A 24792-nucleotide genomic window follows, 5' to 3' on the forward strand; every position below is an offset into this window, starting at 1 on the left:
ACGAAGATGCAGATTCAGAACAGTGTGTTCATCATCACGGGCGGGGCTTCGGGGCTGGGTGCGGCGACCGCGCGCATGATCGTGGCGAATGGCGGCAAGGTGGTGCTGGCGGATGTCCAGGTAGAGGCCGGCGAGAAGCTTGCGGCAGAGCTGAATGGACTCTTTCTGAAGTGCGATGTGACTTCCGAGGCCGATGGCAAGGCGGTGGTCGATGCGGCAACCGGCCTCGGCACCCTCCGCGGGCTGATCAATTGCGCAGGCGTGGCGCCCGCGGTCAAGACGGTCGGCAAGGACGGGCCGCATCCCCTGGACGCATTTCAGCGCGTCATCAACATCAATCTGGTTGGCACGTTCAACATGGCTCGCCTGGCAGCCGATGCGATGTCCAAGACCGAAGGCAACGAGCAGGGCGAGCGTGGTGTCATTATTAATACGGCTTCGGTGGCCGCCTATGACGGCCAAATCGGCCAGGCCGCATATGGCGCCTCCAAGGCAGGAGTGGTCGGCCTGACGCTGCCGATGGCCCGCGATCTTTCCCGCAACGGCATCCGCGTCATGACGATCGCTCCGGGCATCTTCGAAACGCCGATGCTGCTGGGCATGCCGCAGGAAGTGCAGGATGCGCTGGGCCGGATGGTGCCGTTCCCGCCGCGTCTCGGCAAGCCGGATGAATATGCGCATCTCGCCAAGACGATTATTGAAAACACGATGCTCAACGGCGAAGTCATCCGTCTCGACGGCGCAATTCGCATGCAGCCCAAGTAAACCGCGAGCGCGGCCGCCTTGGCCGCATGACGGCAGGGCGCCGGCATCGTGAGCCGGCCTGCGCCCGTTCGTCGCCAGGAGCCTGCAGTGAATCTAACAAGAGCATTGTTGCTTGCCGCCGCAGTCTTGATCTGTGGTTGTGCCGGCACCGCACGGGTACAGCCACTGTCGCAGCCGCAATTGCAGTCGCAGGCAAATCCGCAATCGCCAGGCATGCAGGCGCCCGAACCCGCCACCGGCTTTACCGACAAACCCGGTTGGTCAGCCAGAAAGTTCATGGTGGCGGCCGCCAATCCGCTCGCCGCCGACGCCGGCTACCAGGTGCTGCGCGCCGGCGGTTCGGCCGTCGATGCGGCAATCGCCGTGCAACTGGTGCTGACCCTGGTCGAGCCGCAGTCGTCGGGCATCGGCGGCGGCGCCTTCCTCATGCATTTCGACGGCCGGCACGTGAAGGCCTTCGATGGACGCGAGACCGCTCCGATGGCCGCCACGGAAAAGCTGTTTCAAGGGCCGGACGGCAGGCCGGTCAAATTCCATGAGGCTGTGGTCGGCGGCCGATCCGTCGGCGTTCCCGGCGTGTTGCGCATGCTCGAACTGGCCCACAGGGAGTACGGCAGGATGCCATGGGCTTCCCTGTTCTCCCCCGCCATTCGCCTGGCGGAGGAAGGTTTTGCGGTCAGCCCGCGGCTGCATGCCATGCTCAAGGCCGAGCCACACTTGAAGAAGGACCCGGTCGCGGCGTCCTACTTCTATGACCGCGACGGCAATCCCCGCCCGCCCGGTCATATTTTGAAGAATCCCGAGCTGGCCGAAGTCCTGCGCGAAATTGCGGCGAGGGGCGCGAATGCTTTCTACCGTGGCAAGATCGCACGCGATATTGAAGCCAAGGTGAAAAGCCATCCCGTCAACCCGGGATTGCTCACCGCGTCCGATATCGCTGCTTATCGGGCAAAAGTGCGGGAACCGGTCTGTTCGGATTACAAAACGTGGAAAGTGTGCGGCATGCCGCCGCCGTCATCCGGCGGCATCGCCATCGCGCAGATGCTGGGCATCCTGGAAAACCGGAACATGCTTACCCTGGTTCCCCGCGAAGGCGTGGTGGATGCGCAAGCCGTACACCTGTTTTCCGAAGCCGGCCGGCTGAGCTATGCGGATCGCGACCGCTATGTCGCCGACACCGATTTCATTCCCCTGCCGGGCAACAGTACGAAAGCCTTGCTCGACAAAACCTATCTCGCCGAACGCGCGGCGCTGATCGGCGACAGATCGATGGGCCTGGCCAAGGCCGGCACGCCGCCCGCCACCGCGCTGGCACAGGGCGTCGACACGTCACCGGAGCCGCCATCCACGTCGCATATCTCGATTGTCGACGCCAGGGGCAATGCCATTTCCATGACGACGACAATTGAAGACGCATTCGGCTCACGACAGATGGTGCGCGGTTTCCTGCTCAACAATCAGCTTACCGACTTTTCCTTTGACGCCGCCGATGCGGCCGGCCCGATTGCAAACCGGGTGCAGCCGGGCAAGCGCCCGCGCAGCTCCATGGCGCCGACCCTGGTATTCGAAAAGCGCGGCAACAGGCTGCTGATGTCGATCGGCTCGCCCGGCGGCTCCGCGATCATCAATTACGTGGCCAAGACGCTGATCGGAACGCTGGACTGGGGGCTCGACATGCAACAGGCAATCAGCCTCCCCAATTTCGGAAGCCGCAATGGTCCTACCGAACTGGAGCAGGGCCGCGTCGACGCGGCGGTGATCGATCAGCTCAAGGCCAGGGGCCACAACGTAAGGCTGGTCGAGCAGACGTCTGGCCTGCAGGGAATCATGCGCATGAAACGACACGGCGAGGACATATGGTTCGGCGGCGCCGACCCGCGCCGGGAAGGCATAGCCAGGGGTGACTGATCCGCCCGCGAAGCAACGGGCAAGGCGTAAGCGGCAAGCAGCAAGCAGCGTGCAATTCGCGATGCCGTTGTTTCCTTGATTGCTGAATGCAGGCTGCTTCACCCAAAGCCGCACCCGCCTGTTAATCTCTCAGTCATGAGCGAGAGCATGAAAACCGGACTTGTGCTGACTGGCGGCGGCGCGCGGGCTGCCTACCAGGTCGGCGTGCTTGACGGCGTGGCATCCATCCTTTGCGAAGAGGGGTGGCTGCCCCAGCGCAACCCCTACGACATCATTTGCGGCACTTCGGCCGGCGCCATCAATGCCACGGCACTGGCATGTCATGCCGACAATTTCGGCGAGGGATTGCATCAGGTATTGCACGTCTGGGAGCATTTTACCGCCGAGCAAGTCTACCGGACCGATTCCCTCGGCGTCCTGCGTTCCGGCGCTAGATGGTTGTCGCTGCTCTCGTTTGGCTGGCTACTGCGCCAGTGGCGGTCCAACCCGCCGAATTCCCTGCTGGACAATACGCCGCTCGTTACGCTCCTGAACCGGATGCTGGATTTCCCGAGGCTCGATGCCGCCCTCATGGACCGCAAGCTCCATGCGCTGGCGGTGACGGCGTCTTCGTACACGGCCGGCCGGCATATCACTTTCTTTCAATGCGATGCGGATATCGAACCCTGGATTCGTTCCCAGCGGCTGGCGCTGCGCGGCCAGATAGGGGTGGAACACCTGCTGGCATCCGCGGCAATACCGTTGCTGTTCCCGGCCGTGCCGCTGTATTGCGAAGGGCGCCGCGAGTACTTCGGCGATGGATCGATGCGCCAGCTGGCACCTATATCTCCAGCCATTCATCTCGGCGCCGACCGGGTGCTGGTCGTCGGCGCGGGACGCCTGAACGACCAATCGCACGGCACATCGTCATCGGCCGGGTATCCCAGTCTCGCGCAGATCTCGGGTCATGCGCTGTCCAGCATTTTCCTGGACAGCCTCGCGGTCGACATTGAACGCATGAATCGCATCAACCTGACGCTCTCGATGCTGAACAAGGAACAGCTGGCGCGCACTCCGTTGCGGCCCATCCGGATGCTTGTGATTGCGCCGTCCGAGCGGCTGGATGATATCGCCGCCCGGCACGTGAAGAGCCTGCCGCGTCCGATCAGGATGCTGCTGGGCGGCATTGGCGCAACCGAAGCCGGCGGATCAGCTTTGGCATCCTACTTGCTGTTCGAATCCGGCTATACGAAGGAATTGATTGCGCTTGGAAGGCGCGATGCGGCTGCGCGCCGAGAAGACATTCTCGGATTCTTCGATGCGGCCGAAGGTGCCGAGACATCCGCTGCGAGTGCAGGGCATGCCGCAAGAGTTGCATGATGGGTGCGTGAAGAATACATGACTCGCGCATAAAACACGCTATGCAAGTCCAAGGCCGGCAGGCGCCGGCCGCCAAGTCAAACGGCAGGGCAGGTGCTGCCGATCAATAGCGATAGCCGTGGTGATGATAGTGGTGATGGCGGTGTTGATGCTGATGCTTCCAGTGATGCTTGTGCATCTTTTTCCCATGGCGTTTTTCTACGTAGTAGGGTGTGCCATAGGTGACGACGGTGACCGGCTGGACATAGACGGGCTGAGGCCGCACATATACCGGCTGCGGCTGGACATAGACCGGCGGCGGGGTGTAGATGCCAACCGCCGGGTAACCCGAATTCACGGTGACCGACCAATTGACATTGGGACCGCCGGCCAGCGACAGCGGAGCGGCCGCCAGCAGCAGGATACCGGCAATGGTTTGCAAGGCGGATTTGCGGTTTGTTTTCATGGCGTTCTCCTCGAAAGTGCGTTGCTGCTTATTTAACGACGGTGAGCGGGTTTCGCACCAGCGTATCTTGTTCAAATGCAAGTAAAAGCTGCAACAAAGTGTTAGCAGAACGCTACAAATCCGTGTTTTTCAAGAAGAGATACAAGCGCATACCATATTTTTGCCAGCAGGGTTGATTCGCATTTCGCAAGCAGTTACCCTACGGTATTCGTGGATTTGTCGATTTTTTAACGCTATGGGTAATGTGGGTAACGGTTCCATGAGAACGAGCTTCCTCGGCAGGTGGGCAGTCTTTCTTGCCATGCTGCTTTTGTCGTTCAACCTGTTCGCGAAAGGTCCGGTCCCAGTCGGGGACGTCAGGCTCAAGGAGCTTCCCAGGGAGGCGCAGCACACGCTAGCGCTGATCAAGCAGGGCGGTCCTTTTCCTTACTCCAAGGATGGGCGCGTGTTTGGCAACTACGAGGGGATTTTGCCCAAGCAAAAGCGCGGGTATTATCACGAATTCACGGTAAAGACGCCGGGAGCCCGCAACCGCGGCGCCCGCCGCATCGTTTCGGGCGGGGAACCGGCATCCTCTGGCGAATACTATTACACCGATGATCATTATGCGACTTTCCGACGCATCAGAGAGTAATCATATGCGAGTCGATTCTCCGCACAACGAATCCCTCAACCTCATTGCTTCCGTTGAGGGCGACATGGACCTGTTCAAGACCGTTCCTCCCAACGTAGTGCAGTCCATTCGCGCATTCAGGGTCACCGAGCTGCAGGAGGAAGCGGCCCGTCTGGGACAGCATTTTCTCTACGCATACTGTGCCGATGCCTCGACCAAGCAGCAGGTGTTATCCTGCATCGCTACCGCATTTCATTTTCCAAGGCATTTCGGCAAGAATTTTGATGCCCTCAGCGACTGCCTGACCGATCTCGCCTACAAGGCCGGTCCGCAGCCAGGCTTTCTGGTCGTGATCGAACAGTTGCCCAATACGCCGAAATTCGACCGGGAGGCGAGGGAAACCCTGCTCGACGTGTTTCGCGACGCGGCGGACTTCTGGGCGGAAAAAAAAGTCGCTTTCCGCGTGTTCTATTCTTTCCAATGACGCCATGTTGAAAGTCGAGCAAGGCCGGCCTCGATGCCGGCCTTTTTATTTCCAGTATGTCGGTGGGCCAAGTCGGGTACGGTAAAATGCGCGCCATGAAAAATATCGTCATCCTGATTTCCGGGCGCGGCAGCAACATGCAAGCCATCGTCCGCGCCGCGCGGAGCGAGCAGTGGCCCTGCCGGATCGCGGCGGTCATCAGCAACCGCGCCGATGCGGAAGGCTTGCAGTTCGCCGCCCAGCATGGCATTCCCGCCGAAGTGGTAGTCAGCAAGAGTTTTGCCACGCGCGACGCGTTTGACGCGGCGCTGCAGTCCGTCATCGACCGTTTCGAACCCGACCTGATCGTGCTTGCAGGATTCATGCGCATCCTGACGCCGAAGTTCGTGGAACACTACGCCGGGCGCATGCTCAATATCCATCCATCGCTGCTGCCCAGCTTTCCGGGCCTGGCAACGCATCGTCAGGCCCTGGCGGCCGGAGTGAAAGTGCATGGAGCAACGGTGCACTTCGTGACGGCGGAACTCGATCACGGTCCCATCGTGGCACAGGCGGTCGTGCCGGTGCTGCCGGCCGATAACGAACAGTCCCTCGCCGAACGCATTCTCGTCGAAGAGCACAAGATCTACCCGCAAGCCGTGAAATGGTTTGTAGAAGGCCGGTTGTCCATCGATAACGGCGTGGTACGCATTGCCGACGAGCCCCAGCTCGTCTGAACTGAAAGAATCCCCATGAGATTGCACCCTGCAGTCATCGGCGCTGCCGAAGAAGTCCTGCGTGAAGTCATGCGCTTTACCGGACCTGCCGATGTCACTTTGTCCCGTTATTTTAAAGAGCACCCCAAGCTCGGCTCGCGTGAACGAAACGCTGTCGCCGAGGGTGTCTATGCGGTATTGCGCAACAAACTCGCCTATGCCAGTTTTTCCGAATCGGGCCAGGGCTCGGCCATGCGCCGCATCGCCTTGCTCGGCCTGGGCGAAACGGTCGGAGCCGACGCTCTGGCAGGCCTGTCGGAAGAGGAAGCGGCATGGCTGAACCGCATCGCCCAGATCGACCGCCAAAGCCTGCCGATCAACCTGCGCACCAATATGCCGCAATGGTTGCTGGACAAACTGCTTGCCCGTGACGGCGAAGCGGCCGCGCTGGCGCTGGCCGACGCGCTCAATCGGCCGGCCCCGCTGGACCTGCGCGTGAATGCCCTCAACTGGAAGCGCGAGGATGTCATCGCCGAACTGGCCAAGGCGCCGATCGTGTGCGAACCGACGCCGTATTCCCCGATCGGCATTCGCGTACCGAAGAAGCCGGCACTGCAGAATCTCCCTCTGTTCAAGGACGGTGCGATCGAAGTGCAGGACGAGGGAAGCCAGCTGCTGGCATTGATTCTCGGCGCCAAGCGGGGCGAAATGGTCGTCGATTTCTGCGCCGGCGCCGGCGGCAAGACATTGGCTCTGGGCGCGGCCATGCGCAATACCGGCCGCCTGTATGCGTTCGACGTGTCCGAGAAACGTCTGGCCAAGCTCAAGCCGCGCCTCGCGCGCAGCGGCCTGTCCAACGTGCACCCGGTCGTCATCGCTCATGAAAACGATGCAAAGGTGAAGCGCCTCGTTGCCAAGATTGATCGGGTGCTTGTGGATGCGCCTTGCAGCGGTCTCGGCACCTTGCGCCGCAATCCCGACATGAAATGGCGGCAAACCCCGGAGACGGTGGCCGAACTCACGGTCAAGCAGGCATCCATTCTTGCCAGCGCCTCGCGGCTGGTAAAACCGGGCGGCAGACTGGTCTATGCCACCTGCAGCCTGCTGGACGAGGAAAATGAAGCCATTGCCCAGCAGTTTCTGGCAGCCAATGACAGTTTTTCGCTGTTGCCGATGCGCGATGTCCTTGCCGAGCAGAAGATTGCCCTGGAAATGCAGGATTACCTGAAGCTCCTTCCCCAAGTACACCAGACGGACGGTTTCTTCGCCGCCGTATTCGTCAGGAACAAATGATATCCAGGGCGTTTGCTGGTTCAACAGGTTTGGCGCTGGTGCTTGCTCTTGCAGCGGCGCCAGCGGCGGAGGCAAAGCGTCCCGCGGCCCCGGACGCCGCTCTTGTCGCCGAAGGCACGCTGCAAACCTTGTTCGCACCCTGGGACGATATCGAAAAAGCCATTGTCGATACGCTCGGCGCGGCACGGCAGCAAATCCTGGTCCAGGCATATCTGCTGACCAACAAAAAGATATCCGTGGCGCTGATCGCGGCCCGGCGGCGCGGCGTCGACGTGCGCGTCCTGGTCGATGGCGCCCAACTGGAAAGAGTCGGTTCATCTACGGCACCGCGTCTTGCCGCGGCCGGAATTCCGGTCTGGATCGAAACCGCCTACCAAAATGCGCACAACAAGGTCATGGTGATCGATGCCGCGACTTCCCACGCCACCGTGCTGACAGGCAGCTTCAATTTCACCTGGACAGCGCAGCGCAGGAATGCGGAAAATGTGTTGATAGCCAGGAATAATCCAAAGCTGGCCGCGCGTTATGCGCGAAACTGGGAACGACACCGCAACGACGCAACCCCTTACAAGAAATGAGACAAAGCCTGCTTTCCAGCCTGTTGTCCGATCTGTGGACAGACCTGCATGATCCCAACCTGCTCTGGCAAATCGTGGCCTTGCTGGCCAGCCTCGGCACTGCCTGGCTGCTCGCCAGATTGTTCCGCCAGCGTCTGACCGCGCACGATGTGCAGCTTCGCGTCATGCGTTTCGGCGTCGAGAGTTTCGCGCCGGTCCTGTGGCCGCTATTGTCCCTGGGTCTGATTGCGCTTTCCCAATTCCTGCTTCAGCAATGGATGCATGTGAACCTGCTGCGCGTAGCAATCCCGCTGGTAGGCTCGTTTGCATTGATTCGCCTGGTTTTCTATGTATTGCGCCGGGTTTTCGCGCGCGACGGAGAGGCTGGAGCGCTCGTGCTGCTCGCGGAAAAAGCCTTCGCCACCGCGGTCTGCCTGGGCGTTGCCCTGTACGTGACCGGGTTATGGCCGGATCTTGTCGCCTATCTTGAAAATACCGCCATACCCGTCGGGCGGCACAAGGCGTCGCTGCTGGTGGTATTCCAGGCCGCGGCCTCCGTCGTCATTACCCTGATGTTTGCCCTGTGGGCCGGTGCCGCGCTTGAAGAACGCCTGATGCGAATGGACAGCGTGCATTCTTCCCTGCGCGCTGTCGCGGCCCGCATGAGCAAGGCGGTGCTGATCCTGCTTGCCGTCCTGATCAGCCTTTCGCTAGTGGGTATCGATCTGACCGTGCTCTCCGTATTCGGCGGCGCACTCGGTGTCGGCCTCGGTCTCGGCTTGCAGAAGATCGTGAGCAGTTATGTTTCCGGTTTCGTGATCCTGATCGAGCGCAGCCTTGCCATTGGCGATGTGGTTAATGTCGACAAGTACTTTGGCCAGGTCACCCAGATCAATACCCGCTACACGATCGTGCGCGGATTCGACGGCGTCGAGACCGTGGTGCCGAACGACATGCTGCTGTCGACGCCGGTCCAGAACTATTCATTGACGGACCGTACCCTGCGCCTGGCGACGCGCGTCAGTGTCGGCTATCAAACCGATGTCGAGCAGCTTCTTGCCATGATGGAAGAGGTTGCGAAGGGTATCCCCCGCATTTTGCAGCAGCCCACCCCGCAGGCATTGCTTGTACGCTTCGAGCCGGACGGCTTCGAACTCGAAGTCGGTTTCTGGATCGCCGATCCCGAGAACGGACGTGGAAATGTATTGTCTGATTTGAACCGCGCAATCTGGAAATTGTTGCAAAAACTTCAAATTGACGTTCCTCGTCAGCAACGTGAAATCCGATTCCTTGATCTAGCACCTGGAATTGAAAGCAGGATTTCAACGAAAATGCCGATTACCGAAGTGCCATAACAGCGTACAATCTGCCCCAGATTGCAGATAGGCTCTTGTTTTTGCAAGGAAAACGAAGCGGCCTGCCGGAATCCGTTATCAACCAGGAGTATTTATCATAGAAACCACCATGCTTGACACAGTTCTTCATTTCTTGTCAAACGGACTCTTATCTGCAAGCGGCTGGGAGATCGTTGCCTGCACGCTGATCCTGACGCACATCACCATTGCCGCTGTCACGATTTATCTTCATCGTTGCCAGGCACATCGCGCACTGGATCTCCATGCGATCCCCAGCCACTTCTTCCGTTTCTGGTTATGGCTGACTACCGGCATGGTAACGAAGGAGTGGGCGGCGATCCATCGAAAGCATCACGCGAAATGCGAAACCGAAGACGATCCGCACAGCCCGGTGACTCGCGGCATCAAGAAGGTGCTGCTGGAAGGCGCCGAGCTCTATCGCGCCGAGTCGAAGAACCTCGAAACCATGGAAAAGTACGGGCACGGCACGCCGGACGACTGGATCGAGCGCAATCTGTACAGCAAGTATTCGTGGCAGGGCGTAGGCCTCATGCTGATCATCGACGTCCTGCTGTTCGGCGTCGTCGGCTTGAGCGTATGGGCAGTACAAATGCTGTGGATTCCCATCACGGCGGCAGGCATCATCAATGGCATCGGACATTACTGGGGCTATCGCAACTACGAGTGCGCGGATGCGGCCACCAATATTTTCCCGCTTGGCATCCTCATCGGCGGTGAGGAGCTGCACAATAATCACCATACGTTCGGTACTTCCGCCAAGCTTTCATCCAAGTGGTATGAATTCGATATCGGCTGGATGTATATCCGCATTCTCGAAACCTTCGGCCTGGCCAAGGTGAAGAAGGTGGCACCGGAGCCGAAATTCAATCCCGAAAAGCGAGTGGCCGACTTCGATACGCTGCAGTCTGTAATCTCGAACCGCTATGACGTGATGGCCAAGTACGCAAAGTCGGTCAAGCGCGCATGGCACGATGAGATGGAGCACCTGGCCGGCAAGGCGAAGCTCGAATCGAAGTTCCTGAAGTCGTCCAAGAAGCTGCTGCAGCGTGAGCCGGCGAAGCTGGAAGCTCCGCAGAAACAGCAGCTGAGCGAATTGTTCGCGCATAGCAAGGCGCTGCAAACCATGCACGAGATGCGTGTGGAACTTGCCGCCATCTGGGAACGCTCCAATTCGAGCCGTGACCAGCTGCTTCATCAGCTGCAAGACTGGTGTGTAAGGGCGGAAGCCTCGGGCATCCGCGCATTGCAGGAGTTCTCGCAGCGCCTGCGCAGCTATGCCTGACGGGAAGCACGGTTTCTCGGGCGTCATGGCCCAATGAGAAGCCAGTTGCAAGAAACAAGGAAGCGCAGCCAATTGTCGGCTGCGCTTTTTTGTTGGGCGCTGCAATTTCAATCCGCCGCAGGGCAGCAGGGCAAGTCTCCATGTAGAACAGCATCGGAGGCGCCAGAGAAGTCCGATCAGCGCCAATGGCTGCACAAAGTGCGAGGGAAATAAAAAAGCCGTTCAATGAACGGCTTTTTTACTGTTGCAACAACTGTTGCAACAACTGTTGCAACAACTGTTGCAACGATTGCTGCAAGTGAGAAGACCAGATTACTTGATCTTGGTCTCTTTGTACTCCACATGCTTGCGTGCCTTCGGGTCGAACTTCATGATCGACATTTTTTCCGGCATGGTGCGCTTGTTCTTTGTGGTGGTATAAAAGTGGCCGGTTCCTGCAGTGGACTCCAGCTTGATTTTGTCACGGTTAGATTTTGCCATGATAGTTCCCTAGTAATTTCCGCTTAGACTTTTTCGCCGCGTGCGCGCAGGTCGGTCAGCACAGCGTCGATGCCGATCTTGTCGATGATGCGCAGGCCGGCGTTGGAGAGGCGAAGCGAAACCCAGCGGTTTTCGGACTCGACGAAGAAGCGACGACGCTGCAGGTTGGGCAGGAAACGACGCTTGGTCTTGTTGTTAGCATGGGAAACGTTGTTGCCGACCATCGGCCCTTTCCCGGTGACTTGGCAAACACGTGCCATGGCTTACTCCTTAAAAGATCCAAATTTGGAAAAACGAGAGTATATCCAGAAATATGTTCTTTTTCAATGACTTGCGAAAATTAACTGTGTCTTTGTATTTTTCGAGAATTTAACATTTGCTCTGGCTTCAGAAATTTTCCGATTCAGAGCTCTCCATGCTCGGCAAATGAGTACACCTGGCTCCCCGCCAAAACGAAATGATCCAGCAGACGAACGTCAACCAGGCCGAGTGCCTGCTTCAGGGTATGGGTCAGTGCGCGGTCGGCATGACTGGGTTCAGGCGTGCCGGAAGGATGGTTGTGCGCAACGATGATCGCAGCGGCGTTATGCGCTAGCGCAGCCTTGACCACTTCCCGCGGATATACGCTCGCTTGCGTCAAGCTGCCCCGAAACAGCTCCTCGGCATGGATCAAACGATTCTTCACATCCAGGAACAGTGCGACGAAGGATTCGTGAGGCTTCTTCGACAGTGTCAGTTGCAGATACTGTTTCACCGCTTGCGGTGATCCAAATGCCTCTCCCTGTCTCAGTTGTTCAGAGATGGCGCGTCGCGCGAGCTCCAGGACGGCCTGCAATTGTGCATATTTCGCCGGACCCAATCCATTGACGATGCTGAAGTCGGTCAACGATGCGGCGAACATGGCGTGCAGGGAGCCGAAATGCTGAAGCATGTCGCGTCCTAGATCGACCGCACTTTTTCCGCTGACGCCGATGCGAAGGAAAACGGCAAGCAACTCGGCATCCGATAGCTGCTGCGGTCCGTGCCGGATCAGCCGTTCGCGCGGCCGCTGCTCTTCGGGCCAATGATTGATTGCCATAGATTGGTGCCTGTCCGTGACTGTCTCGCAAAGCGGCAATTATAGGGAAGAACATTGAATATTTGCCAACTATTTTCCTGGCTTTGCTCGACCTGTTCGTTTTGCGTCATGGAGCCTCCCGCATGAGCCAAAAGAGAATCGGGCTTACAATATCGGGTTGTCACATGATTTCGAGCCCCCATGCAAACTCCCGACACGCCAGTCGTTACCGAATCCGCTTACCTGACTTTGCACTACCGTCTTGCGGCAATGGATGGTACCAACATCGTTAGTACATTTGAAGAAAAGCCGGCAACGCTGCAGCTTGGCACAGGCCAGCTCGCGCCTTTTCTCGAAGCTTGCCTGATCGGTTTGCCGGAAGGCGCGCATCAGACATTCGAACTGCCGCCCGAAAAGGCCTTCGGTCCGCGCAACCCCGATCTCATTCAGCATGTGTCGCGTGCGACGCTGACTGAAAATTCCAATTTCGGCGAGGAGTACGTCGTGGGAGATCTCGTTGAATTTTCCGCTCCCGGCGGTGGACGCTTCGCCGGCGTCCTGCGGTCGATCGACAATGAAAGCGCCTTGTTCGATTTCAACCATCCCCTCGCCGGTCAGTCGGTAAAATTCGAAGTCAGGATCATCGGCATTCTCTGATCCCGGCGTCAGCCCATATCACCGGACCACAAATACAGATCCCTCGAACCTCCGCTTTCGGAGCATGCAGAGTTAAGGAAAATGGATAAGGAAATCTTGCTTGCACAGCCGCGCGGATTCTGCGCCGGCGTCGACCGTGCCATCGACATCGTTGAACGCGCGCTGGAGCAGTTCGGCGCCCCGATTTATGTTCGGCACGAGATCGTGCATAACGCCTATGTCGTGGAGGATCTGCGCCGCAAGGGGGCGATCTTCATTGAAGAGCTCGAATCCGTGCCCAAGGGCAATACCGTCATCTTTTCCGCCCATGGGGTTTCCAAGGCTGTGCAGGCCGAGGCAGCCGAGCGCGGACTGCGCATATTCGATGCGACCTGCCCGCTCGTGACCAAGGTCCATGTCGAGGTCGCCAAGATGCGCAAGGAAGGGCGGGAGATCATCATGATCGGCCATGACGGCCATCCCGAAGTCGAAGGCACCATGGGGCAGGTGGACGAGGGCATGCACCTGGTGGAGACCGTTGCCGACGTTGAGGCGCTTCAGGTGCGCAATCCAGGCATGCTGGCGTACGTTTCGCAAACCACGCTTTCCGTGGACGATACCGCCGATATCATCGCGGCCCTCAAGCGCAAATTTCCCTTGATCGCGGAGCCCAAGAAAGGCGATATCTGCTATGCGACGACCAATCGCCAGGAGGCGGTTAAGTTCATGGCGCCCCAGGTGGACGTCGTGATCGTGGTGGGCAGTCCGAACAGCTCGAACTCCAACCGCCTGCGCGAAGTGGCGCAGAAAAAGGGCGCGGTTGCCTATATGGTGGACAATGCCGCGCAGATCGACCCTGCATGGATCGAAGGCGTACACCGGATTGGCGTCACTGCCGGCGCGTCGGCCCCGGAGGTGCTGGTGGAAGCCGTGATCGGTCGTCTGAAAGCGCTCGGCGCAAGAAGCGTGAGGGCACTGGAAGGGGTGGAAGAGAACGTGACTTTCCCCTTGCCGAAAGGCTTGCAGACAGCGCAGCCGTAGAATCTTTGCCTCAAGTCTTTTCTTCAACACGCTCCGGAATTTAATTCAGACCACCCACTTTTTTTCCATCGATTGTTTTCTACTTTCCTCGTTATTATTGCAGCCTGCGAGGATGGCAGGATGCAACTTGTCAAAAGCGACACGAAGCCAATCCTTTGGCATTCCTCGAGTCTTCGCATTCTTGAAAATATCCAAAAACTGCGCTTGTTTTTGGATATAACGTAAACATTCTTGTTGCGCTCCCTGTGACGCTGCCGGCATGGCGACCGTGCCGGTTTGCATGGCAGGAGCAGCATGAATTTGTACGTTAATAGAAGAAAGAGTCTATTTCTCGGCCTGATGTCGCTAAATAAAAACATTCAGGCACGTTCGAGACATTTCTTTCTGGAACATGTTGGGTATAATGCCGCCCGATTCGGGTGGGCTTGCAAGGCTGCATACAACTACAAAAAGTTTTAACCAAGATAGGAACAGGAGACACGATCATGCACAAGACTTACGCCCCGGCCACTCGCAAGAACGCGGCATGCCTCTTCCGATAACAATCGAAAATATCGAGCGGCACCCCAGAGGATCTCATCCGGGTGCCGTTTTTGTTATCTGAAGCGCCGTGCCGTATCGCATATGAATATGGCAATGATGTTGTAAAACGATTTGAACGTTCCTTATAGAGAGTAGGCAAACTATGGATACCTTTATCCAACAAATCATCAATGGACTGGTGCTGGGGAGTATGTATGCGCTGGTCGCGCTTGGATACACGATGGTGTACGGCGTTCTCAACCTGATCAACTTCGCCCATGGCGATGTGCTGATGATCGGGGCGATGGCCGGCATAACAATTCTCAAGATCGTGCAGTCGGTTGCGCCTGACCTGCCGGGAATCGTCAAACTGGGCATCGCCATTCTCGGCGCGATCCCGGTCTGCGTGCTCGTCAACGTGATCATTGAGCGGGTAGCCTATCGGCGCCTGCGCAACGCGCCGCGCCTGGCTCCGCTGATTACGGCCATCGGCGTATCCATCCTGCTGCAGACATTTGCAATGATGATCTGGGGCCGTAACCCGATTCCGTTCCCGCAGGTTATGCCGGCTGAACCGTTCACCATCGGCGGCGCGCTGATCTCGCCCACACAGGTCATGCTGCTGGTGCTGGCGACCGCGGCAATGCTTGCCCTGGTTCTGCTGGTCGAGCGCACCCGCATGGGCCGCGCGATGCGGGCTACCGCGGAGAACCCGCGGGTTGCCGGACTGATGGGCGTGGATTCCAACAAGGTCATCGTCATGACCTTTGCCATCGGCGCCGCATTAGCTGCGGTGGCCGGCGTGATGTGGGGCGCCAACTATGCTTCGGCGCAATTCGCAATGGGTTTCGTTCCCGGCCTGAAGGCATTCTCGGCAGCGGTGCTGGGCGGTATCGGAAATATCTACGGCGCGATGGTGGGCGGCATTCTGCTGGGTCTCATCGAGAGCCTCGGCGCCGGCTATATCGGCGATCTGACCGGCGGTTTCCTCGGCAGCCACTACCAGGACATCTTTGCATTCGTCGTGCTTATCATCGTACTCACACTGCGTCCGTCCGGCATCATGGGCGAACGTGTTGCGGATCGTGCCTAAGCGTAAAGGAGAGATTCATGTCGACACTATTTGACGTCAAACACAATCCGCGCAAGGCCTACACCAGCTTTGCCATTCTCGGCATCGTGCTGATCGCCTTCCCGTTCATTGCATCGAACTTCGGCAATTCCTGGGTCCGCATCATGGACCTGGCGCTGCTCTACATCATGCTGGCGCTCGGCCTGAACATCGTGGTCGGCATGGCGGGCCTGCTCGACCTCGGCTACATCGCGTTCTACGCGCTGGGCGCCTACATGACTGGCCTCCTGGCATCGCCTCAGTTCGCCAGCGTGCTCGAATCCTTCGTCAACAATTATCCGGCGGTGGGCGAGACCTTGAGATGGATAGTCGGCGAGGAGGCGGCCCAGAACGGCATACACCTGTCGGTGTGGTTGATCGTGCCGCTGGGTGCGGCGCTGGCGGCCGTCTTCGGCGCTCTGCTCGGCGCTCCGACGCTGAAACTGCGCGGCGACTACCTGGCCATTGTGACGCTGGGCTTCGGCGAGATCATCCGCATCTTCATGAACAACCTGAATGCGCCGGTCAACATCACGAACGGTCCGCAGGGCATCAACATGATCGACCCGATCCGCATTTTCGGCGTTTCGCTGGCCGGTGAGCCGGGTTCGCGCGCCACCGTGTATATCGGCGAGTGGGGCATGCCGTCGGTCAATGCGTATTACTTCCTGTTCCTGTTCCTCTGCGCGATCATTGTCTTCATTTCGATCCGCCTGCAGCATTCGCGTCTCGGACGGGCCTGGATTGCCATCCGCGAAGATGAAATCGCCGCCAAGGCGATGGGCATCAATACCCGCAACGTCAAGCTGCTGGCTTTCGGCATGGGCGCCTCCTTCGGCGGCGTTGCCGGTGCGATGTTCGCCTCGTTCCAGGGCTTCGTCTCCCCCGAGTCGTTCTCGCTGACCGAATCGATCGCGGTGCTGGCCATGGTGGTGCTGGGTGGTATCGGCCACATCCCCGGCGTCGTGCTGGGCGGCGTGATCCTGGCCGCACTGCCGGAAGTGCTGCGCCACGTGGTCGAACCGGTGCAGCGCCAGCTGTTCGGCGCCGTGCTGATCGACGCCGAAGTCCTGCGCCAGCTGCTCTACGGTCTGGCCATGGTTGTCATCATGCTCTACCGTCCGGAAGGCCTTTGGCCGTCGCCGAAGCATGAAGACCGGATGGATGCCAATGCGAAAAAACGTCTGGATGAAAAAGAACCTGCTGCGCTGGCTGCATAAGGAAAAACAATGAGCGAACATGTCATTCTGAAGATTGCAGGCGTCAACAAGCGCTTTGGCGGCCTGCAGGCGCTGTCGGACGTCAGCATCAAGATCATGAAGGGCCAGATCTATGGCCTGATCGGCCCCAACGGTGCCGGGAAGACCACATTCTTCAACGTCATTACCGGCCTGTATCAAGCCGATACCGGCATTTTCGAGCTGGACGGGAAGCCTTACTCGCCTTCGGCGCCGCATGAAGTCGCCAAGGCGGGGATTGCGCGCACATTCCAGAACATCCGTCTCTTCGGCGAGATGTCGGCGCTCGAGAACGTCATGGTAGGACGCCATGTGCGGACCAAGCAGGGCGTGTTCGGCGCCGTGTTCCACCACAAGGCAGCCCGCGAAGAGGAAGCGGGAATCCGTCAGCGCGCGATGGAACTGCTCGACTTCGTCGGCATCGCCAAGTTCGCGCACCGCACGGCGCGACATCTGTCGTACGGCGATCAGCGCCGTCTCGAGATTGCGCGGGCACTGGCCACCGATCCGCAGCTGCTTGCGCTCGACGAGCCGGCGGCCGGCATGAACGCCACGGAAAAGCTCGCGCTGCGCGAACTGCTGGTGAAGATCAAGGCGGAAGGCAAGACCATTCTGCTGATTGAACATGATGTGAAACTGATGATGGGACTCTGCGACCGCCTTACGGTGCTCGATTACGGCAAGCCGATTGCGGAAGGCTTGCCGGCCGAGGTGCAAAGCAACCCGGCTGTTATCGAGGCGTATCTGGGAGGGGGGCACTAATGAACGAAAACATTCTGAAGGTCAGTGGCCTGAAGATCGCCTACGGCGGCATCCAGGCGGTCAAGGGCGTTGACCTCGAAGTCAACAAGGGTGAGCTGGTGACACTGATCGGTGCCAACGGCGCGGGCAAGACTACCACGCTCAAGGCCATCACCAACACGCTGCCGGGCTGTAAGGTCGAAGGCCAGATCCATTACTCCGGCCAGTCGATCCAGGGCACGACATCGTTTTCGCTGGTGAAGAAAAACCTGGCAATGGTGCCGGAAGGGCGGGGCGTGTTCACCCGCATGACGATTCTCGAGAATCTCCTGATGGGTGCCTACATCCGCAATGACAAGGACGGCATCCAGGCTGATATCGACAAGTGGTTCGGAGTATTCCCGCGTCTGAAGGAACGTGCCAGCCAGCTCGCCGGCACGCTGTCGGGCGGCGAGCAGCAGATGCTGGCGATGGCGCGCGCGCTGATGAGCCATCCCAAGCTGCTGCTGCTGGACGAGCCGTCGATGGGCCTGTCGCCGATCATGGTCGAAAAGATCTTCGAAGTCGTGCGCAACGTGTCGGCGCAGGGTGTGACCATCCTGCTGGTGGAGCAGAATGCGAAACTTGCGCTGCAAGCCGCGCACCGCGGCTACGTAATGGAATCGGGCCTGATCACCATGAGCGGCGATGCCCAGGGCATGTTGGACGATCCCAAGGTCAAGGCCGCATATCTCGGCGAAGGCTGACCGCGCTGTACGTTCATACGTATACGCATCGAGGCCCTTCATCAACCGCCTTGCCGGCATCGTCGGCAAGGCGGTTTTCATTTGCGGCGCATGCTTCGGTGGGCGCGGGATACGGGCCAGTTGAAGCGGTGGCATAATTTAAATCCGTTCCATATTGATACCGGCACTTTCAGCTGTAGCAGAACGATCACCGGCCATGCCGCGCAATCCACGATCCCGGCATTCCAATGAAAACCGGATACAAAACCTGACAACCTCCTAGGAGACCGACATGCAGTTCGTGATTCCCCAACCCGCGGTGGCCACCGTCCCTGTAGCAGGCAGCGACGCCGTCTTTCCCGTGCACCGCATCTACTGCGTAGGTCGCAATTACGTCGAGCATGCAAAGGAAATGGGCGGCACAGGACGGGAAGCGCCTTTCTTCTTCATGAAGCCAGCCGATGCCGTATTGCCGGTGGTGCCGGGTGTAATCGGGGAGATGCCTTACCCCAGCATGACCAGCGACCTGCACCACGAGATCGAACTTGTGGTTGCAATTGGCAAAGGCGGCCGCAACATCGCCGCAGCAGATGCGCTGCAGCACATCTGGGGCTACGCCGTCGGTCTCGACATGACCCGGCGCGATCTGCAGGGTGAAGCCAAGAAGACCGGCCGTCCATGGTCGACCGGCAAGGGCTTCGATCATTCGGCGCCGATCGGACCAATCGTTCCCGCAGCGCAGGCTGGCGATGTCGAGAAAGCGCAGATCCGGCTTCATGTCAACGGCGCACCGCGTCAGCAGAGCAGCATTGAAAAGCTGATCTGGAACATCGGTGAAACGATCGAGCACCTGTCGAAGTATTTCGCGCTCCAGCCCGGCGACCTCATCTTTACCGGCACTCCGGAAGGCGTCGCCGCGGTGAAGCAGGGCGATCTGCTTGAAGGCGCGATTGACGGCATCGGCGAACTGAAGGTCCGGATCGGCTGAGGCCGCTAAGGCCGTTTAATAACGTGCCTGTTTAACGGGCGCATCGTATTGGTGGGCGGAGGGCAGCATGCAGCTTTACAGTTACTTTCGCAGTTCGGCATCCTACCGTGTGCGAATCGCATTAAACCTGAAAGGTCTTGCCTTCGAGACCGTTCCGGTGCATCTGCTCCGGAACGGCGGCGAGCAGCTGACGCCGGAATACCGAAAGCTCAATGCCGACGGACTCGTGCCGGTACTGACGGATGAGAAGGGGGATGGCGAGCCAGCGGTGCTTGCGCAGTCACTTGCCATCATCGAGTACCTGGAGGAAAAGTACCCCCGACCCGCGCTCCTGCCCGACAATCCCGTCGACAGGGCCTATGTGCGCAGCCTCGCTCTGTCAATCGCCTGTGACATTCATCCATTGAACAATCTCCGTGTGCTGCGGTATCTGGTGCGCAATCTAAAGATCAGCGAGGAAGACAAGAACAGCTGGTATCGGCACTGGTGCGAACAGGGCCTCGCCGCAATGGAGAGAAACCTTGCAAGCGCAGGGAAGAGCGGGCTGTTCTGTTTCGGGGATATTCCAGGCCTTGCCGATTGCTGTCTGGTGCCGCAGATCGCGAATGCCCAGCGGCTTGAATGTGATTTGTCGAACATGCCAACCATCATGCGCATCAATGACGCATGCCTTGCACTCGAGGCATTTGCCACCGCTGCTCCGGCAAGGCAGCCGGACGCGGAATAGGGAACGGGCAGAGTCGGTAGCAGCCTGAATTACGGGACCTCAGAGTACGTCCCTCAATTCTCAGGCTGCCGCTGCACCCATACCCGTCTGCAAATCAGCGAAAAATTCACCTGCAATTCATGGACATGGCTCCATGAATGGTTGTGCCGTTCCATTGCCCGCAACAGGACTGGTCACGGACTGGTCGAGGCTGCGGTGGGCAATGGAATGAAGCCGTGGCAGCTTCTCGCGTATCCGGATATAAAACCACCCGCTCTCGGGTAGCGGATCAGCGTCAGGGAAGCGATCTCGGGATGATCAGTTTTCCCAGCAGGTTCCTGCGCATCGCCATATCTGACATCGCTTGTACCGATTCATCAATGCTTTCGGAATCGCCAAGCGGATCCTGACCCGGAATCTTCTCTTCATCGCCATTGGTAGGCAAGACATCATTGTTGACACTGGACATGACTATCTCTGGTGGGTAGGTGCAATGGGAACTATCGTACCGCTGCAATCACTCATAAATATTGAGATTGCTCATTCGCGTCCGGCTCTGTAAAGCAGTCTCGACCCGCCGGCATGTGAAAGCGCAACGACATCAGCCATCCCAAATGCTTGAATGATTCACATAACAAGATCGAGGAGGAAGCATATGCTGGCAGCAATGGTATCTCTGATCGCAGTGGTGGGCGGCGCGCTCGTTTTCACCGCTTGTCTTGAGGCGTTACTGCAACTGGAAGACTGCAAAAGCAAGGAATGAATCGACTTCACCGGTGCATTTGAGCGGTCACAGCAGTATCGGCTTTGTTGATTGATTGACCACAAGGGGCCAAGGTGACGGCGCGTTATACATGTCATATCGACAATGTTGAATCCTACAGGAGCCGAAATGAGCGTCACCATGCCCGATTTTGATACCTTGGTCTCCCTTCATCAGCAGGATCCCGAAGCCTTGGAGATGTTTCGCCGCCATCTACTGCGTGAAGCCGTTGATTCCGCGCCGCCGGAACAGCGCCCTGCCTTGGAAAAGCTGCTGGAGCGCATTGAAGCGGCGCGCAGTTCAGCTGCCACACCTATCGAAGCAGCCGGTATCGCCTTTCGCATGATGCGCGATTCAGTCAATGAACTAAATGCCACCTGGGATCATGCAATGCAGGAAATGGCACATCTGCAAACCTCCCTGCTCATTGAGCGGCTGCGCCGATAGAAGCCTTGGAATGGTCCAGGATTGATGGAAGAGGTATGGGCGACGATCCGGTCGGAATTCTCCGATCTGGCGGATATCGTTGAACTGACACGCGCACTCACCCGGATGCTGGTCGCCGTTGCACTTGGTGCAGCCATTGGCATGGAGCGGGAGCTGAGGGGAACGGGGGCAGGGCTGCGCACCCATATGCTGGTCGCACTCGGCGCGGCATTGTTTGTCCTTGTTCCCTTGCAAGCCGGCATGGAGGTTGGCGACCTCAGCCGGGTCTTGCAGGGCCTGATATCGGGCATCGGTTTTCTCGGCGCCGGTGCCATCATCAAGCTTTCGCATGATCGCGAAATACACGGCCTGACTACGGCGGCAACCGTGTGGCTTACCGCGGCAATCGGTGTCGCAGCGGGAATGGGACGTGAATTGACCGCCGTCCTCAGTACCCTCCTGGCCTTGTGCATACTGTCGTTGTCACACCCCAGGAAGCGGCGTCATTAATTCCGTATCCATGAATGAAGAATGCAGTTTCTTGCGTCATTCGAGCAAGAATGCGAGATGTCTTCGTGCTGCCTGAGTGAGAAGTGAATTGGATTGTGGAAGGGCTGGCGACATGGCCGACGGAACGTGGCCGGATCAGGAACGGGCGGCAGATGCGAGCACGCAAGCTGCTGGCAGCCAAGTGCTCACTCCCGGGGGGTGAGAATGACAAATGGTCTGGAATGATCCAGACCATTGAGAATATTGGTGGAGACGGCGGGAATCGAACCCGCGTCCAGAAGCACTCTACAGACAGTTCTACATACTTAGTGCAGCCTATTGGTTTTGACCCTGCCGACGCGGACGCACGCGCTTCAACAAGGCGAGTCACCTATTTTTAACGCTACGCCAAGTGACCCGACGCAACGCGATTCCTTGTAAATGACTCTACTGCTGTTGCCAGCCCGCCCCAAGGACAAGACGGTGTAGAGCTAGAAAGTTATTAAGTTTCTAGGGGATTACGCTGCGAGAGCGTAAGTTTCATCGTTTGCATTTAAGCATTTCCGGTTGGATTTACGAGGTGACCAGCCCTCGGTATGCCCTGCGCTGCTTTGCAACCCCTGTCGAAACCAGGTCGTCCCCAAAACAGAACTGCTATTGTACTTCACCAGATGGGGAGGGCGGCTGCGAATTCAAGAGCTCGATTGAATTAATCCGAGCAATTCCTGCGGCGAGGCTGCAATCGCATCGGCCAGCCATTCTACCGGCTCTTGGTTGCCGCAATAACCCCAGGCCGCGGCGATGGTGGTCATGCCGGCAGCTCGCCCAGCCTGTATGTCGCGCAGATCATCACCGACATACCAGCATCGCTCTGGAGGGATGCCCAGTCGGCGCGCTGCTTCCAGGAGCGGTTCGGGATGCGGTTTCGAATGTGGCGTCGTATCGCCGGCGATCACGCAGCCGGCGTGCTGCAAATTCAGCTTGGGAACAAGCAGGTGAGTGAGCCTGCCAGCCTTGTTGGTAACGATGCCCCATGCAATGCCTTTCTCGGCTAGCGCCGCCAGCAAGACATCCATGCCGTCGAACAAGTGCGATTCAACCGCAATCGATGCCTCGTAGGTGTCAAGGAAGGCGGTCCGTAGTTCGTCAAACCCCGAGTCTTCCGGCTTTAGACCGAATGATGCACCGATCAACCCGCGCGCGCCGGCAGAGGCGACGGGGCGGAGAATCTCGTACGGCGTGGGAGGCAAGCCGCGTGCGGCTCTCACGCGGTTCATCGCGCCCGCGAGATCGGGCGCCGTGTCGGCCAGAGTGCCGTCAAGGTCAAAAAGAACTGCACGAGGGAAAGGCAATGACATTGTCTTGAATTCTTCCATTCGATCCATGGCTGCTCGCCTGGTGCCTGCACTGCCGAGTCCGTTTTCCTTCAGGCAGGTCGGGAACACGCCACCAGATAATTGACATCCGTGTCCTGATTCAACGAGTAAATTTTGGTCAGGGGATTGTATCCCATGCCTTTCAGGCCATCGACAGTCAATCCGGCGCTGCGCGCGAACTGGGCAAGTTCGGCCGGCGTGATGAACTTCGCATAGTCGTGCGTGCCCTTGGGCAGCAGGCGCAGCACATACTCGGCGCCAATCACGGCAAACAGGTAACTCTTTGGATTGCGGTTGATCGTCGAGAAGAACACATGGCCGCCGGGCTTTACCAACGTGGCGCAGGCTTTCACCACGGCTGCGGGGTCCGGTACGTGTTCAAGCATTTCCATGCAGGTGACAACATCGTAGCGGCCGGCTTCACGTGCAGCGAGATCTTCGGCCGACACCAGTTCGTAACGAACCTGAATCCCCGATTCCAGGCTATGGAGGTCGGCAACCTTGAGTGCCTTTTCCGAGAGATCGATCCCCGTTACGTTTGCTCCCTTGCGCGCCATGGATTCGGCAAGAATGCCGCCGCCGCAACCGATATCGACCACTGCCTTTCCGGCAAGGGGGACGCGGGCATTGATCCATTCCAGGCGTAGCGGATTGATTTCATGCAACGGACGAAATTCGGAAGTGGGATCCCACCAGCGATGCGCTAGATCGCTGAATTTCTGCAATTCAAAAGGGTCGGCGTTCATGACTGAATGATAGCGGGATTCGTGGCAGCGCGTCGCTTCATGAGTAAGCATTTATGCGCAACGGAATAGCAATGCGGAGGCGTAAAAACAAAACCCCGCCAAGAGGCGGGGTTTTGGACTGCATGTCTATCGATTAGCGGTTGCGTGTACCGACAACTTCGATTTCGACGCGGCGGTTCTTGGCACGGCCAGCGGCGGTCTTGTTGTCAGCAACAGGCTGCTTCTCGCCCTTGCCTTCGGTGTAGACACGGTTAGCTTCGACGCCTTTGGACACCAAGTATGCCTTGACTGCTTCGGCGCGGCGGACGGACAGTTTCTGGTTGTAGCTGTCGCTGCCGACGGAGTCAGTATGGCCGACGGCGATCACGACTTCGAGGTTCATGCCCTGGAGCTTGGAGGAGAGGTCGTCCAGCTTGGCCTTGCCGTCCGGCTTCAGAACAGCGCGGTCAAAGTCGAAGAAGGTGTCAGCAGCAAAAGTGACTTTTTCGGAAGTGGGAGCCGGTGCCGGTGCCGGTGCCGGTGCAGGAGCCGGTGCGGGAGCGGGAGCCGGTGCGGCAGCAGGTTTTGCAATTTCGCCATCGCAGCCCGGAACGGCGTCAGCCGGTGTCCAGGTGCCAGTACGCCAGCACAGACCAAACGGGTCACGAGCGATGACGCCGCGGCTGTCCTGCAGATAGGCGCTGTTCGGTTTGCGGGCCTGAATATCCTGCTGGGCCGATGCAGAGAACGAAACAACTGCGGACGCAGCAAAGACGAGTGCTAATTTATTCATATTTTTCCTCTTGGTTGAGATATCCGCAGATTAACTGCGCAACAAGTACCACTTTTTTTAAAAAAACTTCCGGTCGCTATTAGATCATCTTTTTTATAAGGTTGTTCAACTGCAATGATCTTTAGTTAACTACATTTTGCCATAGGCGCGCTAAACATCGATTGTTGCCAAATCAATGCCTTCGCGATTTTAACGGCT

Annotated in this window: 29 protein-coding genes and 1 other RNA gene; 20 read left to right on the forward strand and 10 right to left on the reverse strand. The window is 58.4% G+C overall.

What is annotated here, in order from left to right; genetic code table 11:
• Positions 1 to 6: 6 nt before the first annotated feature.
• The 3 genes from RY831_RS05700 to RY831_RS05710 all read left to right on the forward strand — a co-directional run bounded on the left by RY831_RS05700 (position 7) and on the right by RY831_RS05710 (position 4032).
• Positions 7 to 765 carry a 3-hydroxyacyl-CoA dehydrogenase gene (locus tag RY831_RS05700; protein ID WP_326505358.1) on the forward strand — a complete coding sequence of 253 codons (759 nt, stop codon included), beginning with the start codon at positions 7 to 9 and terminating at the stop codon, positions 763 to 765.
• 87 nt (positions 766 to 852) lie between these two features.
• Entirely contained in the window at positions 853 to 2673 is a 1821-nt protein-coding gene (ggt, locus tag RY831_RS05705; RefSeq protein WP_437126222.1) for a gamma-glutamyltransferase, read from the forward strand.
• 135 nt (positions 2674 to 2808) lie between these two features.
• Positions 2809 to 4032 (forward strand): patatin-like phospholipase family protein, encoded by a 1224-nt coding sequence (locus RY831_RS05710; protein ID WP_437126223.1) that lies wholly within the window; start codon positions 2809 to 2811, stop codon positions 4030 to 4032.
• Between the two features lie 103 nt (positions 4033 to 4135).
• On the opposite strand, the gene RY831_RS05715 is transcribed toward RY831_RS05710, so the two are convergent.
• Positions 4136 to 4477 (reverse strand): hypothetical protein, encoded by a 342-nt coding sequence (locus tag RY831_RS05715; RefSeq protein WP_326505360.1) that lies wholly within the window; start codon positions 4475 to 4477, stop codon positions 4136 to 4138.
• A 259-nt stretch (positions 4478 to 4736) separates the two neighbouring features.
• On the opposite strand from RY831_RS05715, the gene RY831_RS05720 reads away from it, so the two are divergent.
• The 7 genes from RY831_RS05720 to RY831_RS05750 all read left to right on the forward strand — a co-directional run bounded on the left by RY831_RS05720 (position 4737) and on the right by RY831_RS05750 (position 10777).
• The gene (locus RY831_RS05720) at positions 4737 to 5111 is read left to right on the forward strand and encodes a guanyl-specific ribonuclease (protein ID WP_326505361.1); all 375 of its coding nucleotides are present in this window, start codon (positions 4737 to 4739) and stop codon (positions 5109 to 5111) included.
• A gap of 4 nt (positions 5112 to 5115) precedes the next feature.
• Positions 5116 to 5574, forward strand: a complete 459-nt coding sequence (locus tag RY831_RS05725) for a barstar family protein (RefSeq protein WP_326505362.1) — start codon at positions 5116 to 5118, stop codon at positions 5572 to 5574.
• Positions 5575 to 5669: 95 nt separating this feature from the next.
• Positions 5670 to 6290 (forward strand): phosphoribosylglycinamide formyltransferase, encoded by a 621-nt coding sequence (gene purN / locus RY831_RS05730; RefSeq protein WP_326505363.1) that lies wholly within the window; start codon positions 5670 to 5672, stop codon positions 6288 to 6290.
• Between the two features lie 15 nt (positions 6291 to 6305).
• A complete protein-coding gene (locus RY831_RS05735; RefSeq protein ID WP_326505364.1) occupies positions 6306 to 7562 on the forward strand; it encodes an RsmB/NOP family class I SAM-dependent RNA methyltransferase in 1257 nt (418 codons plus the stop codon).
• Positions 7559 to 8140: a phospholipase D family nuclease gene (locus tag RY831_RS05740; RefSeq protein ID WP_326505365.1), complete on the forward strand. Its 582-nt coding sequence runs from the start codon at positions 7559 to 7561 to the stop codon at positions 8138 to 8140. The genes RY831_RS05735 and RY831_RS05740 overlap by 4 nt, the downstream gene beginning before the upstream one ends.
• Positions 8137 to 9474, forward strand: coding sequence for a mechanosensitive ion channel family protein (locus RY831_RS05745; protein ID WP_326505366.1), 1338 nt, complete (start codon positions 8137 to 8139; stop codon positions 9472 to 9474). The genes RY831_RS05740 and RY831_RS05745 overlap by 4 nt, the downstream gene beginning before the upstream one ends.
• Before the next feature lie 109 nt (positions 9475 to 9583).
• A complete protein-coding gene (locus RY831_RS05750) occupies positions 9584 to 10777 on the forward strand; it encodes a DesA family fatty acid desaturase (protein ID WP_326505367.1) in 1194 nt (397 codons plus the stop codon).
• A gap of 312 nt (positions 10778 to 11089) precedes the next feature.
• On the opposite strand, the gene rpmG is transcribed toward RY831_RS05750, so the two are convergent.
• The 3 genes from rpmG to radC all read right to left on the reverse strand — a co-directional run bounded on the left by rpmG (position 11090) and on the right by radC (position 12335).
• Positions 11090 to 11257, reverse strand: coding sequence for a 50S ribosomal protein L33 (rpmG, locus tag RY831_RS05755; protein ID WP_088708878.1), 168 nt, complete (start codon positions 11255 to 11257; stop codon positions 11090 to 11092).
• A 23-nt stretch (positions 11258 to 11280) separates the two neighbouring features.
• Complete coding sequence (gene rpmB / locus RY831_RS05760; protein WP_151636989.1) at positions 11281 to 11517, reverse strand: 50S ribosomal protein L28; 237 nt, start codon at positions 11515 to 11517, stop codon at positions 11281 to 11283.
• A 143-nt stretch (positions 11518 to 11660) separates the two neighbouring features.
• Entirely contained in the window at positions 11661 to 12335 is a 675-nt protein-coding gene (radC, locus tag RY831_RS05765; RefSeq protein WP_326505368.1) for a RadC family protein, read from the reverse strand.
• A 180-nt stretch (positions 12336 to 12515) separates the two neighbouring features.
• On the opposite strand from radC, the gene RY831_RS05770 reads away from it, so the two are divergent.
• Together RY831_RS05770 and ispH are read left to right on the forward strand one after the other, a co-directional pair.
• Complete coding sequence (locus tag RY831_RS05770; protein ID WP_326505369.1) at positions 12516 to 12971, forward strand: FKBP-type peptidyl-prolyl cis-trans isomerase; 456 nt, start codon at positions 12516 to 12518, stop codon at positions 12969 to 12971.
• Between the two features lie 81 nt (positions 12972 to 13052).
• The gene (gene ispH / locus RY831_RS05775; RefSeq protein WP_326505370.1) at positions 13053 to 13991 is read left to right on the forward strand and encodes a 4-hydroxy-3-methylbut-2-enyl diphosphate reductase; all 939 of its coding nucleotides are present in this window, start codon (positions 13053 to 13055) and stop codon (positions 13989 to 13991) included.
• Between the two features lie 45 nt (positions 13992 to 14036).
• Here the strand turns inward: ispH and RY831_RS05780 are convergent, their stop codons facing one another.
• Positions 14037 to 14273, reverse strand: a complete 237-nt coding sequence (locus tag RY831_RS05780) for a hypothetical protein (protein ID WP_326505371.1) — start codon at positions 14271 to 14273, stop codon at positions 14037 to 14039.
• Between the two features lie 403 nt (positions 14274 to 14676).
• On the opposite strand from RY831_RS05780, the gene RY831_RS05785 reads away from it, so the two are divergent.
• The 6 genes from RY831_RS05785 (at position 14677) to maiA (ending at position 20043) form a co-directional block, all read left to right on the forward strand.
• On the forward strand, positions 14677 to 15606 hold the full coding sequence (locus RY831_RS05785) for a branched-chain amino acid ABC transporter permease (protein ID WP_326505372.1): 930 nt from the start codon (positions 14677 to 14679) through the stop codon (positions 15604 to 15606).
• A gap of 17 nt (positions 15607 to 15623) precedes the next feature.
• On the forward strand, positions 15624 to 16844 hold the full coding sequence (locus RY831_RS05790; protein WP_326505373.1) for a branched-chain amino acid ABC transporter permease: 1221 nt from the start codon (positions 15624 to 15626) through the stop codon (positions 16842 to 16844).
• A 9-nt stretch (positions 16845 to 16853) separates the two neighbouring features.
• Positions 16854 to 17624, forward strand: coding sequence for an ABC transporter ATP-binding protein (locus RY831_RS05795; RefSeq protein WP_326505374.1), 771 nt, complete (start codon positions 16854 to 16856; stop codon positions 17622 to 17624).
• Entirely contained in the window at positions 17624 to 18349 is a 726-nt protein-coding gene (locus RY831_RS05800) for an ABC transporter ATP-binding protein (RefSeq protein WP_326505375.1), read from the forward strand. The genes RY831_RS05795 and RY831_RS05800 overlap by 1 nt, the downstream gene beginning before the upstream one ends.
• A gap of 271 nt (positions 18350 to 18620) precedes the next feature.
• Entirely contained in the window at positions 18621 to 19316 is a 696-nt protein-coding gene (locus RY831_RS05805; protein ID WP_326505376.1) for a fumarylacetoacetate hydrolase family protein, read from the forward strand.
• A gap of 67 nt (positions 19317 to 19383) precedes the next feature.
• Positions 19384 to 20043 (forward strand): maleylacetoacetate isomerase, encoded by a 660-nt coding sequence (maiA, locus tag RY831_RS05810; protein ID WP_326505377.1) that lies wholly within the window; start codon positions 19384 to 19386, stop codon positions 20041 to 20043.
• A 274-nt stretch (positions 20044 to 20317) separates the two neighbouring features.
• Here maiA and RY831_RS05815 read toward each other — a convergent pair whose 3' ends face one another.
• Positions 20318 to 20491 (reverse strand): hypothetical protein, encoded by a 174-nt coding sequence (locus RY831_RS05815; protein WP_326505378.1) that lies wholly within the window; start codon positions 20489 to 20491, stop codon positions 20318 to 20320.
• Between the two features lie 423 nt (positions 20492 to 20914).
• Between RY831_RS05815 and RY831_RS05820 the strand changes: the two genes are divergently transcribed.
• Both RY831_RS05820 and RY831_RS05825 read left to right on the forward strand, forming a co-directional pair.
• Positions 20915 to 21232 (forward strand): DUF3135 domain-containing protein, encoded by a 318-nt coding sequence (locus RY831_RS05820; RefSeq protein ID WP_326505379.1) that lies wholly within the window; start codon positions 20915 to 20917, stop codon positions 21230 to 21232.
• A 24-nt stretch (positions 21233 to 21256) separates the two neighbouring features.
• Positions 21257 to 21721: an MgtC/SapB family protein gene (locus RY831_RS05825; RefSeq protein WP_326505380.1), complete on the forward strand. Its 465-nt coding sequence runs from the start codon at positions 21257 to 21259 to the stop codon at positions 21719 to 21721.
• Between the two features lie 244 nt (positions 21722 to 21965).
• Here the strand turns inward: RY831_RS05825 and ssrA are convergent.
• The 4 genes from ssrA to ompA all read right to left on the reverse strand — a co-directional run bounded on the left by ssrA (position 21966) and on the right by ompA (position 24594).
• Positions 21966 to 22342, reverse strand: a transfer-messenger RNA (tmRNA) gene (ssrA, locus tag RY831_RS05830).
• 50 nt (positions 22343 to 22392) lie between these two features.
• Positions 22393 to 23058 (reverse strand): HAD family hydrolase, encoded by a 666-nt coding sequence (locus RY831_RS05835; RefSeq protein WP_326505467.1) that lies wholly within the window; start codon positions 23056 to 23058, stop codon positions 22393 to 22395.
• A 68-nt stretch (positions 23059 to 23126) separates the two neighbouring features.
• Positions 23127 to 23822 carry a bifunctional 2-polyprenyl-6-hydroxyphenol methylase/3-demethylubiquinol 3-O-methyltransferase UbiG gene (gene ubiG, locus RY831_RS05840; RefSeq protein ID WP_326505381.1) on the reverse strand — a complete coding sequence of 232 codons (696 nt, stop codon included), beginning with the start codon at positions 23820 to 23822 and terminating at the stop codon, positions 23127 to 23129.
• A 133-nt stretch (positions 23823 to 23955) separates the two neighbouring features.
• Positions 23956 to 24594, reverse strand: a complete 639-nt coding sequence (gene ompA / locus RY831_RS05845) for an outer membrane protein OmpA (protein WP_326505382.1) — start codon at positions 24592 to 24594, stop codon at positions 23956 to 23958.
• Between the last annotated feature and the right edge of the window lie 198 nt (positions 24595 to 24792).

Source organism: Noviherbaspirillum album (assembly GCF_035916955.1).
GTDB lineage: Bacteria > Pseudomonadota > Gammaproteobacteria > Burkholderiales > Burkholderiaceae_D > Noviherbaspirillum > Noviherbaspirillum album.